Here is a 15,540-nt window from a genome sequence, read left to right on the forward strand (position 1 = left end):
ACGTGTCGTACCGACTGGTTGTCCCATAACCATCGTACGTGGGTAAGGGTGCCCTTCCCTGGGTCGATCACATGGTGGACGTCACCATGAGACACCGATCTGGTGTGTTTTGTCATGAAATCACCGCCCCCGTGACCCCTCCTTCATGACGCTCCGGACTGCACCCTCGGTTCTGCGTCCCAGGTGCGGGCCCGGCGGTGAACACCCTGTGAACTGGACGTCTGACAGAGTGTCAGGCCCTCAGGAATTCAGGTAGGTCAGGACGGCGAGCACTCTGCGGTGATCCCCGTCACTCTGCGCCAGGCCCAGCTTCAGGAAGATGTTGCTGACGTGCTTCTCGACCGCGCCGTCGCTGACCACCAGCTGACGGGCGATGGCGGAGTTCGTCCGGCCCTCGGCCATCAGGCCCATCACCTCCCGCTCGCGCGGCGTCAGATGCGCCAGTACGTCCTGCTTGCGGCTGCGGCCCAGCAGCTGCGCCACCACCTCCGGGTCCAGGGCCGTGCCGCCCCCGGCGACCCGGACCACCGCGTCGACGAACTCGCGGACCTCGGCCACCCGGTCCTTCAGCAGATAGCCGACGCCCCGGGTCGACCCGGCCAGCAGCTCCGTGGCGTACTGCTCCTCGACGTACTGCGAGAGCACCAGCACCCCCAGGTCGGGGTGGTCCCGGCGGAGCCGGACCGCGGCCCGCACGCCCTCGTCGGTGTGCGTCGGCGGCATCCGTACGTCCGCGACCACCACGTCCGGCAGCGCGCCCTCGTCCGCCAGCTCCCCGATCACCTTGATCAGCGCCTCGGCGTCCCCCACGCCCGCCACGACCTCGTGCCCCCGGTCGGTGAGGAGCCGGGTCAGCCCCTCCCGGAGCAGCACCGAATCCTCGGCGATGACCACCCGCACCTTGTCCTCCACGGATCGGATCCCCCCATGCCTCGTCCGCGCAGGCCTCGTACACGCCCGCCCTGTCGGGACCCAGCATCCCAGGATCCGGACGGAGCACGGGAGGCGGGCGGGGTGAGGGGCGCCCGAGGTGGGACGGGCGTCCGACGCGGGCGGAACCGAGACGGCCCCGGGAGCGGGAGCGGGGCCGGATTCGGGGACGCGGCCGGGGCCGGGTCAGGCGCGCCAGGGGAGTTCGGCGGTGATGTGCGTCGGGCCGCCGACCGGGGAGTCGACGACCAGCAGGCCCTCGACGGCGGCGAGGCGTTCGGCGAGGCCGGCCAGCCCGGTCCCGACGTCCGTACGGGCGCCGCCCCGGCCGTCGTCCGTCACCAGCACCATCAGGCGGTCCCCGGTGTGCCAGACGTCCAGCGTGGCGCCGGTGGCCCGGGAGTGCTTGGAGACGTTCTGCAACAGCTCGGAGGCGGTGAAGTACGCGATGCCCTCGATCGCCGCGGCCGGCCGGTGGTCCAGGTCCACGGTCACCGTCACCGGGACCGTGCAGCGCGCGGCCAGCGCCGACAGCGCCGGGCCCAGCCCCCGGTCGGTGAGGATCGCCGGATGGATGCCGCGGGCCAGATCACGCAGCTCCTGGAGGGCGATCTTCACCTCGCCGTGCGCCTCGTCGACCATCTTCGCGGCGGCCTGCGGATCCTCCGCCAGCTTCTCCTTGGCCAGGCCCAGGTCCATCGCCAGCGACACCAGCCGGGCCTGCGCCCCGTCGTGCAGATCGCGCTCGATGCGCCGCAGATCGGCCGCCGCGGTGTCCACCACCACCCCGCGGTCCGACTCCAGCTGCGAGACCCGGGTGGCCAGCGACGAGGGCCCCAGCAGGCCCTGGACCATGACCCGGTCCACCTGGGTCAGCCCGCGGATCACCCACGGCCCGGCCAGTACGAGCAGCAGCCCCATCCCGCCGGCGAGCCCGGCCTCCGCCGGGGTGTCGAGGTAGACGCCGTTGCCCATGCCGTCGCCCCACAGCTGGATGCCCGGCTGCCCCAGGTACGCGGGGAAGGTCCACCGCCACAACGGGTAGGTCAGCAGCATCCAGCCGAGCGTCCAGAACGTCAGCGAGAAGACGAAGGCGAAGAGCGCCCACGGGAAGTGCAGCAGGCAGTAGAGGAGGTGCCGCCAGGACACCCCGCTCTTGAGGACGGCCCCGATCCAGGCCATCAGGCCCGGCTTCGCGGGCCGCACCGGCTCCGGGGCGGCCACCTCCAGCCCCAGCAGCGCCCGGGCCCGCGCCCGCTCCAGGGCGCCCAGCCCCCGGGCACCGGCCAGGCCGCCCGCCAGCACCGGGATGCCGAGGAACGTGACCAGCAGGCCGGCGCCGGCCGCGATCACCCCGGTCGCGTAGGCGAACATCAGGCAGGCGATCGGATAGCTGAGGAAGAGGTACAGGAACTCCCGCCAGGTGCGCCCGGAGAAGGGGGCGCGCAGCGCCACGGGCACCCGGGAGGGGCGGGGGTGGGGCTGCGGCTGGGGCCGGGACCCGGGTTGGCGCTGGGGCCGGGGCTGGGGCTGGGGCGCGTATGCGGTGTCCATCGTCGTCTCGTTGTCCGTTCTGCCGGGGAGCCGTCTGCGAGGGCTGACGACGCTTTCTCTGCGGCGCTTTCTCTACGGCTCTTTCCGCTTCTCTACGGCTCTTTCCGCCGTGACCAGCGTCCGCGACGGGCCCCTTCCGCACCATGAGGCTGTTCGCAGTCCGTTCCGGGGGTTTTCCCCACCCCTGGGGGGCACGGGCCGGGCGCGGTCCGCTGGTCAGCGGCGTCCCGGACGGGTTCCGCTTGCTCAGCGCCATCCCGGACGGATTCCGCTCGCTCAGCGGCGTTCCGGACAGATTCCGCTTGTTCAGCGGTGTTTCCGCACCGGCTCGGCGCGGGACCCGGACGCTGTCAGCCCGGCCCCGAGTGCCGCCCGCCCGGCCCCGGACGCCGGCCGCGCGTCGGTGCCCGGGCGGGCCCGCCACGGCAGTTCCGCGGTCACCCGGGTGGGTCCGCCGTCCGGTGAGCTCAGCAGGAACAGCCCGTCCACCGACCCCAGCCGCTCGGTCAGCCCGGCCAGCCCGCTGCCGCCGTCCAGCCGCGCCCCGCCCTTCCCGTCGTCCACCACCTGGATCAACAGCCGGTCCGCGGTCCGCCACACCTCGACGGACGCCTGCCGGGCCGCGCTGTGTTTGGAGACGTTCTGCAGCAACTCCGAAACGGTGAAGTACGCGATGCCCTCGATCGCCGGCGCGGGCCGCTCGGCCAGGTCCACCGCCACCGTCGCGGGCACCGTGCAGCGCCCGGCCAGCGAGGCCAGGGCCGGCCCCAGTCCGCGGTCGGTCAGGATCGCCGGATGGATGCCGCGGGCCAGGTCACGCAGCTCCTGCAGGGCCAGCTTCACCTCGCCGTGCGCCTCGTCCACCATCGCCGCCACGGTCTCGTCGGCCTGCCCCTCCAGCAGCTTCTCCTTCGCCAGGCCCAGCCCCATCGCCAGCGCCACCAGCCGGGCCTGCGCGCCGTCGTGGAGGTCCCGTTCGATACGTCGCAGATCGGCCGCCGCGGTGTCGGTGACCGTCACGCGGTCCGCCTCCAGTTCGGCGATCCGCCGCTCCAACTCGTCCGAGGGCGACAACAATCCGCGCACCATCGCCCGGTCCACGTTCGCCAGCCCGCGCGCCACCCAGGGCAGCACCGGCCAGCCCACGAAGAGCGAGACCAGCACGACCGCGAAGGTGAGCACGGACCACGGCAGCCGGACGAACGCGAACAGCGCGTGCCGCCAGGCGACCGGGTCTTTCAGACCCGTCCACAACCACGGGAAGAATCCCTGGTCGCGCGGGCGCAGCCGGCTCGGCTCGGCGACCCGCACCCCGAGCAGCGCCCGCGCCCGGGCCCGTTCCCACTTCCCGTACCGGCGGCACACCTTCAGACCGAGAGCCAGCAGCGGCAGTCCGATGACGGTCACCGACAGCCCGATGCCCAGCGTCAGCCACACCACCAGGACCGCGAACGCCGGGACGCCCAGCGGCAAGTTGGCCAGCAGATGGCCGATCTCCCGCCAGGTCACGGCGTCGAACGGCGCGCGCGGCGGCGGAGGTGGCACCTCGTCAAGGGTGTCGTCGGCGGCACGGGGTCGGGAACTCTCGGTCATGCGCCCAGCCTGCCCGGCCGCGGCCCGCCGTGCCATGGGGTGGCCGGGGCGGCGGCGGTGGGGTTTTCCCCACCTCGCCGCGCCGCGCGCCGGGCCGGACGGCGGACCGTCCCGTGCGCCGTGCAGCGGGTCTCGCCGCAGGTCATCGGCGCGTTGCGGTGCGCGGGCGGGATCCGACCCGATCCGCGACCCGGTCCGCGAGCCGGTACGGGGCGTTGGTGCAGGTTGATGCCGGTCTCGTTATCCACAGCGGTGGACACGGCGCGCCGGCGGGACCTTATTGTGTGGCGATGCACAACGGGAGGGGCGAGTGGCGATGGCGCGGGGCGACGACGGCCTGGTAGTGACGCCGGAATCCGCCGTACGGCAGCCGGGTGACGCGGCGTCGCACACCACCGGCACGGTGGCCGCTCCCCTCGACGTCCGCGGCTGGGGCTGGGGCGACCGCAGCAGGACGTGGACGGCGGCGACGGCGAGCGTGCTGCTCGCGGCGGTCGCCGGGGTCTGTGCGCACAGCTGGTTCGGGGACGGCGCCGCCTTGGCGGCCGGTATCGCCGCTGTCGTGGTCGCCGGGGCCGGAGCGGCCGTCGGCGCGCTCACCAGGACGGGCGAGCAGCGTTCCCCGGGTGCCGTACGAGGTGGGCAGCCTTCGCCGGACGCCGTACGGGTACGGAGCGGGCAGCACGCCCCCGCAGCCGCCCTGTTGCTGCTCGGCGGCACCCTCGGAGTGGCCGCCGCCTGGCAGGCCGCCCCCGGTGGCGGCGCCCGGCTCGCCGCCGTCGGCCTCACCGCCGCTGCCGTGCTCGCGCTCCTCGGACTCTGTACGGGCGCGGGCCGGGCCGCCCTGACAGGCGCCGCGTCGGTCGCGCTCGCGGTCGGTGCATGGGAGCTGGGGCTGACGCTGACCACCCCCGCCCGTACGGGAGTTGCGCTCGCCTTCGTCTCCGTACTGGTCCTCGGCTACCTCCCCCGGATCGCCCTGATGACGGCAGGGCTGACCCGGCTCGACGACCAGCGCTCCGGCGGCACCCCGGTCAGCCGCCACCAGGTGGGGGCCGCCCTCGGCGGCGCACACCAGGACCTCTCGCTGGCCACGGTGGCGATGGCCGTCTCGGCGGGCGCGGGCGGGGTGCTCGCGGTGCAGACCCCCGGCCTGTGGACGGTGCTCGCGGCACTGCTGCTGAGCGTCGTCCTGTGCTCGCGGGCCCGGGCGTACCCGCTGGCGGTGGAGGTCGTCGCGCTGCTCGCGGCCGGCCTGGCGAGCGCCGTCCGGCTGCTCCTGCTCTGGGCCACCGACGGCGGCGCCCCGGCGCCCGCGCTGGCCACCCTCGCGGTACTGGCGGTGCTGCCCGCCGTCCTCCCCGCGATACGGGTGCCGCAGCCGCTGCGGGCCCGGCTGCGGCGATGGCTGGACCTGGTCGAGTCGGTGAGCATGGCGGCCCTGATCCCGGTGACCCTGGGGGCCTTCGGTCTCTACGGCCTGCTGTTCGACGCGTCCTGAGCCGGAGGGAGAACGGCATGTCGGCTTCGGAAGCGCCTACGGGCGCACAGGGGGATGCGGCCGCGGGTGAGGTAGGGGATGCGGGCGCGTGTGAGGTAGGGGATGCGGGCCGGTGGGGGGATGTGAACGCGCGAGCAGATGCGGGCCGGTGGGCGGATCCGGGCACGTATCAGGAGACGGGTGCAGGGCGAGCCGAGGGAGCTGGGGGAGCGGGGGAGCGCGGGGGCTGGACCGGACGGGAAGCAGGAGGGGACGGGGACGTGGACGCGGTGACGATGGGGGACGGGGCTGCGGGGGCGGGCACCGGCGCCCTTCCGGCGGCCGGGCCCGTGCCGGCTGCTGAGTCGATGCCGGCGGGCGGGTCAGTGCCGTCTGCTGAGTCGATGCCGGTGGCTGAGCCCGTGCCGGTGGCCGGATCTGTACCGTCTGCTGAGCCTGTGGTGGCCGCTGAGCCTGTGGCGGTGGGTGAGTCTGCGGTGCTGAGCCAGCCCGTACCGCCGGCGGGGCCCGCACCCATGGCTGCTTCCGTACCGGCCGGGGAGCGGGGGCCGAGTGGAGGCCCGGTGTTGGTTGGCGGGCAGGTGCCGAATGACGGGCAGGTGCCGAATGACGGGCAGGTGTCGTCTGGTGGCCAGGACCCGAACGGCGGGCAGGTGCCGTTGGGGGCCCAAGTGCCGTCCGATGGGCAGGAGTTGGCTGGTGCGCAGGGGGCGACTGTCGGGCAGGGGTTGACTGTCGGGCAGGGGTTGGTTGGTGGGCAGGTGTCCGGTGCCGCGAGTGCCGGGCCGATGCCCGCGCCGGGGCCGCCTGCCGTAGCCCCTTCGGCGCCCGTGGCGTACCCGCAGGCGCCCACCGGGCCTCCACCGGCGCCTGCTCCCGGGCCGATGTCTGCTCCCGGGCCGGCGCCGGCCGCGGGCCCTGCGCCCACGTCCGGGTCGACGCCTGGCCCGGGGGCTGCGCGTACGCCTGGGCCGGCGACCGCGCCCGGACCGACGCCCGCGCCCGCCCCGACGCCCGCAGCCGCCCCGATGCCCGCCTCCGGGCCGACGCCCGCAGTCGCCCCGACGCCCGCTTCCGGACCTGCGCCCGCAGCCGGCCCGGCGCACGCCTCCGGACCCGCGCCCGCCGCTGCCCCCATGCCACTGCAGCCGAGCGCTGCCGCCGCCCCCGACCCCGTGGCCACCCCCGGCGCCGGCCCCGTCTACACCCCCACCCCCATCTACAGCCCCACGCCCACCTCCACGTCCACGCCCGCCTCCCCACTCGCCCCGAGCATGGACGTGGCCCCGGCTGCAGCGCCCGCTCCGGCGCCCGGCCGTTACGGGGGGCCGGGGCCTGGGACCAGGCTGCCGGTGCGGACGCCGGTGTCCGTTCCTCTTCTGCCGCCGGAACTGGCCGACGGCGGGCCGCGGCCGCGCCGTGGCGACCCGCTGGCCCGGCGCGCCGGCCGTGCGCTGCGCCGGGTGTTCGCCTCGTCGCCGGCCGCCGAGACGGCCGCCGTCACCCAGGCCGCCCACGCCATCCAGCAGCCGGTGACGACCGGCCGGCAGATAGCCGTGTCGAGCATCCGCGGTGGCGCCGGCAAGTCCACCGTCGCCGCCCTCCTGGCGCTCACCTACGCCCACTACCGGCCCGACCCCGTTCTCGCCGTGGAGGCCGACCCGGCGCTCGGCACGCTGCCGCACCGCCTCGGCGCCCGCGAGGTGCGCTGGTCCGGGACGGACCTGGCACAGATCGTCGACCCGTCGATGCTGATCACCGACCTGACCGGCTATCTGCTGCCGTTCGCGGGAGGTGGCTGGCTGTTGCCCGGCAGCCAGGGCGCCATCGGCACCCGGCTGGACCTCGACACCTACCGCATCGTGATGACCTCCCTGCGGCGCCACTTCGCCGCCACGGTGGTGGACTGCGAAACGCTGCCCGCCGAAGTGGCGCGTACGGCGCTGGTGACCACCCAGGCGCGGGTGCTGGTCACCCCGGCGACCCCGGAGGGCGTCGCGGCCACCCGTTCCGTACTCGACTGGGTCGGCGGACTGCACCCCGGTCTGCTGCCCACCACGGTCGTCGTGCTCACGCACTCCTCGCCGGACAGTGGCGTCGACGGGCGCAAGGTCGCCGACCACCTCGGAGCCGGTGGCGCGGCGGTGCTGCCGCTCCCGTACGACCGTCATCTGGCGGCCGGCGGCGCCATCCGGACCGAACTGCTCGGGGAGCGGACGCGGGAGGCGGCGGCCCGGATCGCGGCCGAGGTGATGGACCGCGCGGTGTCCCGCGACCCGGTCCGCCGCCAGCACCAGGGCGGCCAGCAGCCGATCCAGCCCACCCAGCAGTCGGGTCAGCCGGCCCAGCCCTACAGCACACCTCAGCCAAACCACGCACCTCAGACACAGCACGCACCTCAGACCCAGCAGATTCCTCAGACCCGACAGGCACCTCAGCCACATCCCGCGCCGCCACAGTCGCAACAAGCACCTCCGCCCCACCAAGCACCTCTGCCTCACCAGGCGCCCCCGCCCCATCAGGCACCCGCGATGTACGCACCCCCGGCGGCACCACCGACCCAGGCCCAGGCCACAGCCCCAGCCACACCCCCGGCTCCTGCCTCGCCACCCCCCGCCCCCGACCGGCGAAGCCCCTTCGACGGCGGCCCGCTCCGCTGATCCGGATCTTCTGGTCCAGATCCTCATCCTCCGAGCCGCCGGGCGGGACGACGAGGGGCGCCGACGGCCCGTTCGTCCCCTCATGCGTCCGGTCGCTCGTCCGTCTCCCGTCCGTCACTCGCCCGTCGCTCGTCCGCTTCGTGAGACACCTTCTGAGACAACCGGGCCCGCCGTCTACGCTGCCAGCCGCCCAGGTAGGGCGAAGTACGGACAAGCTCACCGTCGGCGACGACGCGGCTTCTCGGGGCGGGCCGACCAGGGCCTAGACTCCGGTTCGTACAGATCGCAGATCGTCGAAGTCGTTTCGTCGAAGTCGTTGAACAAGCGCAGTCAGGGAGCGAGGGGCGGACGTGCCGGACGCGACCGTACGCACCACCGTCGCCGCGGACTATTTCCAGGGCTACTCGGTCGTCGGGATCATCGCCGTAATCGGTGTGCTCTTCGTCGCCGTCGCCTTCGGGGCCGGGCGGCTGCTGCGGCCTGTCGTACCGACGCGCGAGAAGATGCTGACGTATGAGTGCGGCGTGGACCCGGTCGGTGAGGGCTGGGCGCACACCCAGGTCCGCTACTACGTCTATGCCTTCCTCTACGTCATCTTCGCCGTCGACTCGATCTTCCTGTTCCCCTGGGCGACGATCTTCGCCGCCCCTGGTTTCGGCGGCGTGACGCTCGTGGAGATGTTCATCTTCCTCGGCTTCCTCGCCGTCGGCCTGCTCTACGCATGGAAGAAGGGCGTCCTCGAATGGACGTGACCCCCGCCGCCAACACCCCCGCGGCCGCGGCCGGGGGCGCAGCGCCGGAATTCCTCCCGGAGCCGCGCCGCCTGGGCACCCTGGCCCGGCTCGCGCCCGAACCGATGAAGGTGGTCCTCAACTGGGGCCGCCGCTACAGCCTGTGGGTCTTCAACTTCGGGCTGGCCTGCTGCGCGATCGAGTTCATCGCCGCTTCCATGGCCCGCCACGACTTCATCCGGCTCGGTGTGATCCCGTTCGCGCCGGGTCCGCGCCAGGCCGACCTGATGGTCGTCTCCGGCACGGTGACGGACAAGATGGCCCCGGCCGTCAAGCGTCTCTACGAGCAGATGCCCGAGCCCAAGTACGTCATCTCGTTCGGGGCCTGCTCCAACTGCGGCGGCCCCTACTGGGACTCGTACTCGGTCACCAAGGGCGTGGACCAGATCATCCCGGTCGACGTGTACGTGCCGGGCTGCCCGCCGCGCCCGGAGGCACTGCTCCAAGGCATCCTCAAGCTCCAGGAGAAGATCGCCCGCGAGTCGCTGGGGGAGCGGTACGCGAAGGGCGGCTCGGCCCGGCCCTCGGCGGCCGCCCTGCGCAGCGGTCTGGTGACACCGCCCGCGCCGGCGCCCGCGGGGGAGGAGCCCCGATGACCGACCAGCCCGAGCAGCAGCCTGTGCCGGTCGAGCCCGCCGAGTCCGCCGAGGCTGTTGAGCCCGCCGAGGTCGTTGAGCCCGTCGAGCCGGTCGTCGGGTGGCTGCCGCGGCCCGCGAGCGAGATCTTCGGCGCCGGCGCCACCGCGGAGCTGGCGTACGACCTGCTGACCGTCGACGTCCCGGTGGACGGCTGGCTCACCGCGCTGACCGCCGCCCGGGACGACCTCGGCTGCCGCTACTTCGACTGGCTCAGCGCCGTGGACGAGCCCGGCACCGGCTTCCGTATCTGCGCGCACCTCGCGGACGTGGCCCGTCCGGGGACCGTCCACCGGCTGGTCGTGCGGACCACGGTGCCGCACGACGCGGCCGCGCTGCCCACCGCCGTCGGCGTGTACGCGGGCGCGGGCTGGCACGAGCGCGAGACGCACGAGATGTTCGGCATCGACTTCACCGGCCACCCGCACCTCGTACCGCTGCTCCTCCCGGAGGGCTTCGAGGGGCACCCGCTGCGCAAGGACTTCGTGCTGGCGGCCCGGGTGGCCAAGGCGTGGCCGGGCGCCAAGGAGCCGGGGGAGTCCGAACACGGCGGGCCCAAGCGGCGCCAGATGCTGCCGCCTGGCGTGCCCGACCCGAACGAGTGGGGTCCGCTCAAGGGCCAGCTGCCGCCCGCACCGGCACGTCCGGCGCGGGGCGCGCGGGCGGCCGGCGGCGCGGCGGGCGAGCGTCCGGTGCGGCGTACGCGGACGGCGAGCGCGGGTTCGGCCAGCCAGCAGGCGGCCGAGGGCACGTCGTCCGAGGCTTCGGCCGCGCCGGCCCCGGCCCCGACGCCTGCCGAGCGGCCGGAGCGGCCGGCACGCCGTACCCGGTCCGCGAGCGCGGGCTCGGCCAGCCAGCAGCAGGCCGCGGCCAAGGCGGAACCCCCGACGAACGCTGAGGCCCCGGCGAACGCTGAGGCAGCGGCGAACGCCGAAGCTCCGGCGCACGCCGAGGCCCCCAAGGCCCCGGCGGCCCCGCGCTCCTCCGACGCGCCGTGGCACCACGCCCGCCCGGCCTTCGACGAGCCCCAGAAGCAGCCCGAGCCCGAGCCCGAGCCGCAGCCGCAGCCGAAGCCGCAGGCCAAGCCCACGCCGGAGCAGAAGCCGCAGCCGGAGCCCACCCCCGACGCGGAGCCCACCTCCGAGCCCAAGCCGCAGCCCCAAGACCCCCAGGCCCCCCGCGAGCCCCAAGACCCGGCAGGAGGCGACACCCCATGAGCGACGCGCTCGACATCGCGCTGCGCCTCATCGCCGTCTTCGTCGTGTTCCTGGTGTTCCCGCTGGTCATCGGGCAGACCGAGCACAAGGTCATGGCCCATATGCAGGGCCGGCTCGGTCCGATGTACGCGGGCGGGTTCCACGGCTGGGCGCAGCTGGTCGCCGACGGCGTGAAGTTCGCGCAGAAGGAAGACATCGTGCCGGCCGGCGCCGACCGGCGGATCTTCCAGCTCGCCCCGGCCGTCGCCCTGCTGCCGTACCTCCTGGTCCTGGTCGCCATCCCGATAGGGCCGCACAACGCCGTCGGGCAGGCGCTGGACGCGGGGATCTTCTTCGTGCTCGCTGTCATGGGCGTCGGCATCCTCGGCTCGCTGATGGCCGGCTGGGCCTCGGCGAACAAGTTCTCGCTGCTCGGCGCCCTGCGGACGGCCGCGCAGCTGCTCGCGTACGAGCTGCCGATGCTGCTCGCCGCGGCCTCCGTCGCGATGGCGGCCGGCACGCTCTCGCTGCCCGGCATCGTCGAGGCGTTCCACTGGTGGTGGGTGCCGTGGCAGATCGTCGGCGGCGTGGTGTTCTTCACCGCGGGCCTCGCCGAGCTGCAGCGGCCGCCGTTCGACATGCCGATCGCTGACTCGGAGATCATCTTCGGTGCGTACACCGAGTACACCGGACTGCGGTTCGCCCTCTTCCTGCTCGCCGAGTACGCGGGCATCGTCGTCCTCTGCGCGCTGACCTCGGTGCTCTTCCTGGGCGGCTGGCACGGTCCGTTCGGCGCCGACGGCCTGGGCTGGCTGTGGACGCTGCTGAAGACCGCGCTGCTCGCCTTCGGCGTCATCTGGCTGCGGGTCACCTACCCGCGGCTGCGCGAGGACCAGTTGCAGAAGCTCGCCTGGACGGTGCTCATCCCGCTCGCGCTCGCCCAGATCGCCCTCACCGGCGTCATCAAGGTGGTGATCTCGTCATGAGCTTCCCCGGTTCCGGTCTCGCCAAGGGCCTGGCCGTCACCCTGCGGACGATGACGAAGCGTTCCGTCACCGCGCAGTACCCGGACGTCCAGCCCGACCTCGCGCCGCGCACCCGCGGTGTCATCGGACTGTTCGAGGAGAACTGCACGGTCTGCATGCTGTGCGCCCGCGAGTGCCCCGACTGGTGCATCTACATCGACTCCCACAAGGAGACGGTGCCGCCGGCCGCCCCCGGAGGACGTGAGCGCAGCCGGAACGTGCTCGACCGCTTCGCCATCGACTTCGCGCTGTGCATGTACTGCGGGATCTGCATCGAGGTCTGCCCCTTCGACGCGCTCTTCTGGTCACCGGAGTTCGAGTACGCCGAGACCGACATCCGCGACCTCACCCACGAGCGCGACAAGCTCCGCGACTGGATGTGGACGGTGCCCGAGCCGCCGGCGCTCGACCCGGCGGCCGAGGAGCCCAAGGAGATCGCCGCCGCCCGTAAGGCCGCGGACAAACTCGCCGCCCAACAGGCCGCCGAGGCCGCGGCGCAGGACGAGAAGCAGAGCGAGAACCGGAACGGGAACCAGAAGGCCCCGGACACCGAGGAGGAGGGGACGTGACGCTCGCCGCCACGGCCGCCGGGCACGGCTTCCTGTCGCCCACCGGCGTCGAGATCGCGTTCCTGCTCGTCGGCATCGGCACCCTCGGCGCGGCCGTCATCACCGTCACCACCCGCCAGCTGGTGCACGCCGCCCTCTGGCTGGTCGTCGCGCTCGGCGGGGTCGCGGTCGAATACCTCCTGCTCACGGCCGAGTTCATCGCCTGGGTGCAGGTGCTCATCTACGTCGGTTCCGTGGTCGTCCTGCTGCTCTTCGGGCTGATGCTGACCAAGGCGCCCATCGGCCGCTCCCCGGACGCCGACTCCGGCAACCGCTGGGCCGCGCTCGTGGTCGCGCTCGCCGCGGCCGCCGCCCTGATCTGGGTCGTCGTCGACGCCTTCCGCGCCACCTGGATCGACCTCGACGGGCCCGTCCAGGGCTCCACCGCGGCCTCCGGCCGCACTCTCTTCCAGTACTGGGTGCTGCCCTTCGAGGCGCTGTCCGTGCTGCTGCTCGCCGCGCTCGTCGGGGCGATCGTGCTGTCCCGCAGGAGCGGTGAGGGCAGGGCCCCTGCGGCCGCCCTCAAGGACGGCGCGGCCCACGCCACCACAGCCCCCGCCCCACGAGAGGAGCAGCGCTGATGCATCTCGCCTACCCGGCCGTCCTCGCCGTCCTCCTCTTCTGCACCGGTCTGTACGGCGTGCTCGCCCGCCGCAACGCGATCCTGGTGCTGATGTCCGTCGAGCTGATGCTCAACGCCGTCAACCTCAACCTCGTCGCCTTCGACGTCTGGCTGCGCGACACCCTGCACTCCGGCCAGGCGCTCACCCTCTTCACCATCGCCATCGCGGCCGCCGAGATCGGCATCGGCCTGGCGATCGTGCTGCTCGTCTACCGCAACCGCGGCAGCTCCGACATCGACCGGCTCCGTGACCTCGCCGAGCGGCCGGACGGCGCCGACGCCGACGGGACCCCGCAGCCGGACACCCAGGCGGAGGCCACCGCGTGACCCTCACGACCACCGCCGTTCTCGTTCCCCTCCTGCCCTTCCTCGGGGCCGTCGCCGGCCTCCTCCTGGGGCGGCGCGCGCCCGGTTTCGTACGGCCGCTGGCCGTGCTGCCGACGCTCGTCGCGGCCGTGCTGACCATCGTGGTCGCCGTCGGCCAGGGCGGCGGCCCGGCCACCGACGTCGCCACCCGGCTCACCCCGACCGGGTCGATCCCGATCGACCTGGCGCTGCACATCGACGGGTTCGCCGCGCTGATCGCCGTACTCGTCGGCGTCGTGGCGACCTGTGTGCAGATCTACTCCACCGGCTATCTGCGCGACGACCCGCGCTACCCCTCCTACGCGGCGCTGGTCTCGCTCTTCACCGCCGCGATGCTGCTGGTCGTCTACACCGGCGACCTGATGGTGCTGCTGGTCGGCTGGGAAGTCATGGGCATCTGCTCGTACTTCCTCGTCGGCCACTACTGGGAGACCGAGACCGCCCGGGCCGCCTCCCTCAAGGCGTTCCTGGTCACCAAGCTCGGCGACGTCCCCTTCCTCTTCGGCATCTTCGCGCTGGCCGCCGACACCGGCACCTTCCGGATCACCGGCATCCTCGGCTCGGTCGCCAACCGCGGCCTGGACCACCCGACGCTGATCGCGCTGCTGCTGCTGGCCGGCGTCGCGGGCAAGTCCGCGCAGTTCCCGCTGCACACCTGGCTCCCGGACGCGATGGCCGGCCCGACGCCGGTCTCCGCGCTGATCCACGCCGCGACGATGGTGGCGGCCGGAATCTACGTCGTGGCCCGGCTCCTCCCGGTCTTCGCGGCCTCCGCGGCCGCCCTGGTCGTGATGGCCGTCATCGCCGCGATCACCATGGTCGGCTCCGGCCTCGCCGCGCTGGCCCAGGACGACATCAAGCGGGTGCTGGCCTATTCGACGGTCGGCCAGCTCGGCTACATGCTGGGCGCGCTCGCCGTCGGCGACCGCGGCGCCGCCGTCTTCCATCTCCTCGCGCACGGTGCGTTCAAGGCCCTCCTCTTCCTCGGCGCGGGCGTGATCATCCACGCCGCGGGCACCAATTCGCTCGCCGCCATGTCCCGGATGAGCGGGCTGTCCCGTCGCATCCCGGACGCCTACTGGACCGTGACCGTCGCGCTGCTCGCGCTCGCCGCGATCCCGCCGTTCGCCGGCTTCTTCTCCAAGGAAGCCGTCCTCGGTGCCGCCGAGCACGCCACGACCGGCGCCGCCCACGGCATCCCCGGCGCGGCCGGCTGGACCGTCCTGGTCTCCGGACTGCTCACCGCCCTCCTCACCGCGGCCTACGCCGCCCGTCTGTGGCTGCTCGCCTTCAAGGGCCGCGGCGTCGAGGCCCCCGACCACGGCCCCCAGCCGGTGGTCATGAACGCCGTCCTGTGGGTGCTCTTCGTCCCCACCGTCGCACTGGGCCTGTCCGCCCCCCTCCTGCCCGAATGGTTCGACGGGCGTTCGCTCGCTCCGACCCTGACCACCTCCGTCCTCGGCACCGGTATCGCCGTCGTCGGCGGCCTGGTCACCTACGCCACCTGGCGCCACACCACCGCGCTCGCCGCCCGCACCCCCATCGGCGCGGTCGTCGTCGACCCGGACGCGGCCCCCGGGCTCGCCGAGGAGACGGCCCTCGCCACCCACGCCCCGGTCTTCGGCGACAACGCCGGCGCCGCGGACCCGGCCGACCCGGGCCGCCTCCTCCTCGGCCCGCTGCACCGCCACGCCGCCGTCGGCTTCCACCTGGACGCCGTCTACTCCGTGCTGTTCGTCCGGCCCGTACGCGCCGCCGCCACGCTCGTCCGCTTCCTGGACCGCGAGGTCGTCGACACCTACGTCCGCGGTGCGGGCACCGCCCCGCGCTGGCTCGGCGCCGCCGTCCGCCGCGCGCAGACCGGGAACGTGCAGACCTACCTCGGCGCGCTGCTGGCGGGCTCGCTCGTCCTGGCCATCGCCGCCGTCCTCGTCGCCACGGGCACGGGAGCCTGATCATGCTGCCAACCCCCGCGGGCCGACCCCCGTACCCCCGGCCGAGAGTCCCCGTGGCCCGCCCCGCCGGAGCCGAAACCCGCAGGAGGGCCTGAACCGTGAAT

Annotated in this window: 13 protein-coding genes; 10 read left to right on the top strand and 3 right to left on the bottom strand. The window is 73.8% G+C overall.

Going from position 1 to position 15,540, the window contains the following annotated elements; translation table 11 throughout:
* Positions 1 to 240: 240 nt before the first annotated feature.
* From ACFV1J_RS21725 to ACFV1J_RS21735, 3 genes are all read right to left on the bottom strand, one after another.
* Positions 241 to 900: a LuxR C-terminal-related transcriptional regulator gene (locus ACFV1J_RS21725; RefSeq protein ID WP_385860606.1), complete on the bottom strand. Its 660-nt coding sequence runs from the start codon at positions 898 to 900 to the stop codon at positions 241 to 243.
* A 216-nt stretch (positions 901 to 1,116) separates the two neighbouring features.
* Positions 1,117 to 2,484 (bottom strand): sensor histidine kinase, encoded by a 1,368-nt coding sequence (locus ACFV1J_RS21730; RefSeq protein WP_385860551.1) that lies wholly within the window; start codon positions 2,482 to 2,484, stop codon positions 1,117 to 1,119.
* A 306-nt stretch (positions 2,485 to 2,790) separates the two neighbouring features.
* Positions 2,791 to 4,077, bottom strand: coding sequence for a sensor histidine kinase (locus ACFV1J_RS21735; RefSeq protein WP_385860552.1), 1,287 nt, complete (start codon positions 4,075 to 4,077; stop codon positions 2,791 to 2,793).
* A 316-nt stretch (positions 4,078 to 4,393) separates the two neighbouring features.
* Between ACFV1J_RS21735 and ACFV1J_RS21740 the strand changes: the two genes are divergently transcribed.
* From ACFV1J_RS21740 to ACFV1J_RS21785, 10 genes are all read left to right on the top strand, one after another.
* Positions 4,394 to 5,578 carry a secretion protein snm4 gene (locus ACFV1J_RS21740; RefSeq protein ID WP_385860607.1) on the top strand — a complete coding sequence of 395 codons (1,185 nt, stop codon included), beginning with the start codon at positions 4,394 to 4,396 and terminating at the stop codon, positions 5,576 to 5,578.
* 1,136 nt (positions 5,579 to 6,714) lie between these two features.
* Positions 6,715 to 8,238 (top strand): hypothetical protein, encoded by a 1,524-nt coding sequence (locus ACFV1J_RS21745; RefSeq protein WP_385860553.1) that lies wholly within the window; start codon positions 6,715 to 6,717, stop codon positions 8,236 to 8,238.
* A gap of 350 nt (positions 8,239 to 8,588) precedes the next feature.
* The gene (locus ACFV1J_RS21750) at positions 8,589 to 8,990 is read left to right on the top strand and encodes an NADH-quinone oxidoreductase subunit A (RefSeq protein WP_360949616.1); all 402 of its coding nucleotides are present in this window, start codon (positions 8,589 to 8,591) and stop codon (positions 8,988 to 8,990) included.
* Positions 8,981 to 9,625, top strand: a complete 645-nt coding sequence (locus ACFV1J_RS21755) for an NADH-quinone oxidoreductase subunit B (RefSeq protein ID WP_385860554.1) — start codon at positions 8,981 to 8,983, stop codon at positions 9,623 to 9,625. The genes ACFV1J_RS21750 and ACFV1J_RS21755 overlap by 10 nt, the downstream gene beginning before the upstream one ends.
* Positions 9,622 to 10,881, top strand: a complete 1,260-nt coding sequence (locus tag ACFV1J_RS21760; protein ID WP_385860555.1) for an NADH-quinone oxidoreductase subunit C — start codon at positions 9,622 to 9,624, stop codon at positions 10,879 to 10,881. The genes ACFV1J_RS21755 and ACFV1J_RS21760 overlap by 4 nt, the downstream gene beginning before the upstream one ends.
* Positions 10,878 to 11,846, top strand: coding sequence for an NADH-quinone oxidoreductase subunit H (locus ACFV1J_RS21765; protein WP_385860556.1), 969 nt, complete (start codon positions 10,878 to 10,880; stop codon positions 11,844 to 11,846). The genes ACFV1J_RS21760 and ACFV1J_RS21765 overlap by 4 nt, the downstream gene beginning before the upstream one ends.
* Positions 11,843 to 12,454, top strand: coding sequence for a NuoI/complex I 23 kDa subunit family protein (locus ACFV1J_RS21770; protein ID WP_385860557.1), 612 nt, complete (start codon positions 11,843 to 11,845; stop codon positions 12,452 to 12,454). The genes ACFV1J_RS21765 and ACFV1J_RS21770 overlap by 4 nt, the downstream gene beginning before the upstream one ends.
* Entirely contained in the window at positions 12,451 to 13,074 is a 624-nt protein-coding gene (locus tag ACFV1J_RS21775; RefSeq protein WP_385860558.1) for an NADH-quinone oxidoreductase subunit J, read from the top strand. Before ACFV1J_RS21770 ends, ACFV1J_RS21775 begins: the two co-directional genes overlap by 4 nt.
* On the top strand, positions 13,074 to 13,442 hold the full coding sequence (gene nuoK, locus ACFV1J_RS21780; RefSeq protein WP_030803056.1) for an NADH-quinone oxidoreductase subunit NuoK: 369 nt from the start codon (positions 13,074 to 13,076) through the stop codon (positions 13,440 to 13,442). Before ACFV1J_RS21775 ends, nuoK begins: the two co-directional genes overlap by 1 nt.
* Entirely contained in the window at positions 13,439 to 15,436 is a 1,998-nt protein-coding gene (locus ACFV1J_RS21785) for an NADH-quinone oxidoreductase subunit L (RefSeq protein ID WP_385860559.1), read from the top strand. Before nuoK ends, ACFV1J_RS21785 begins: the two co-directional genes overlap by 4 nt.
* The last annotated feature ends 104 nt before the right edge of the window (positions 15,437 to 15,540 follow it).

Source organism: Streptomyces sp. NPDC059649, from assembly GCF_042734445.1.
In the GTDB taxonomy this organism is placed as follows: Bacteria; Actinomycetota; Actinomycetes; order Streptomycetales; family Streptomycetaceae; genus Streptomyces.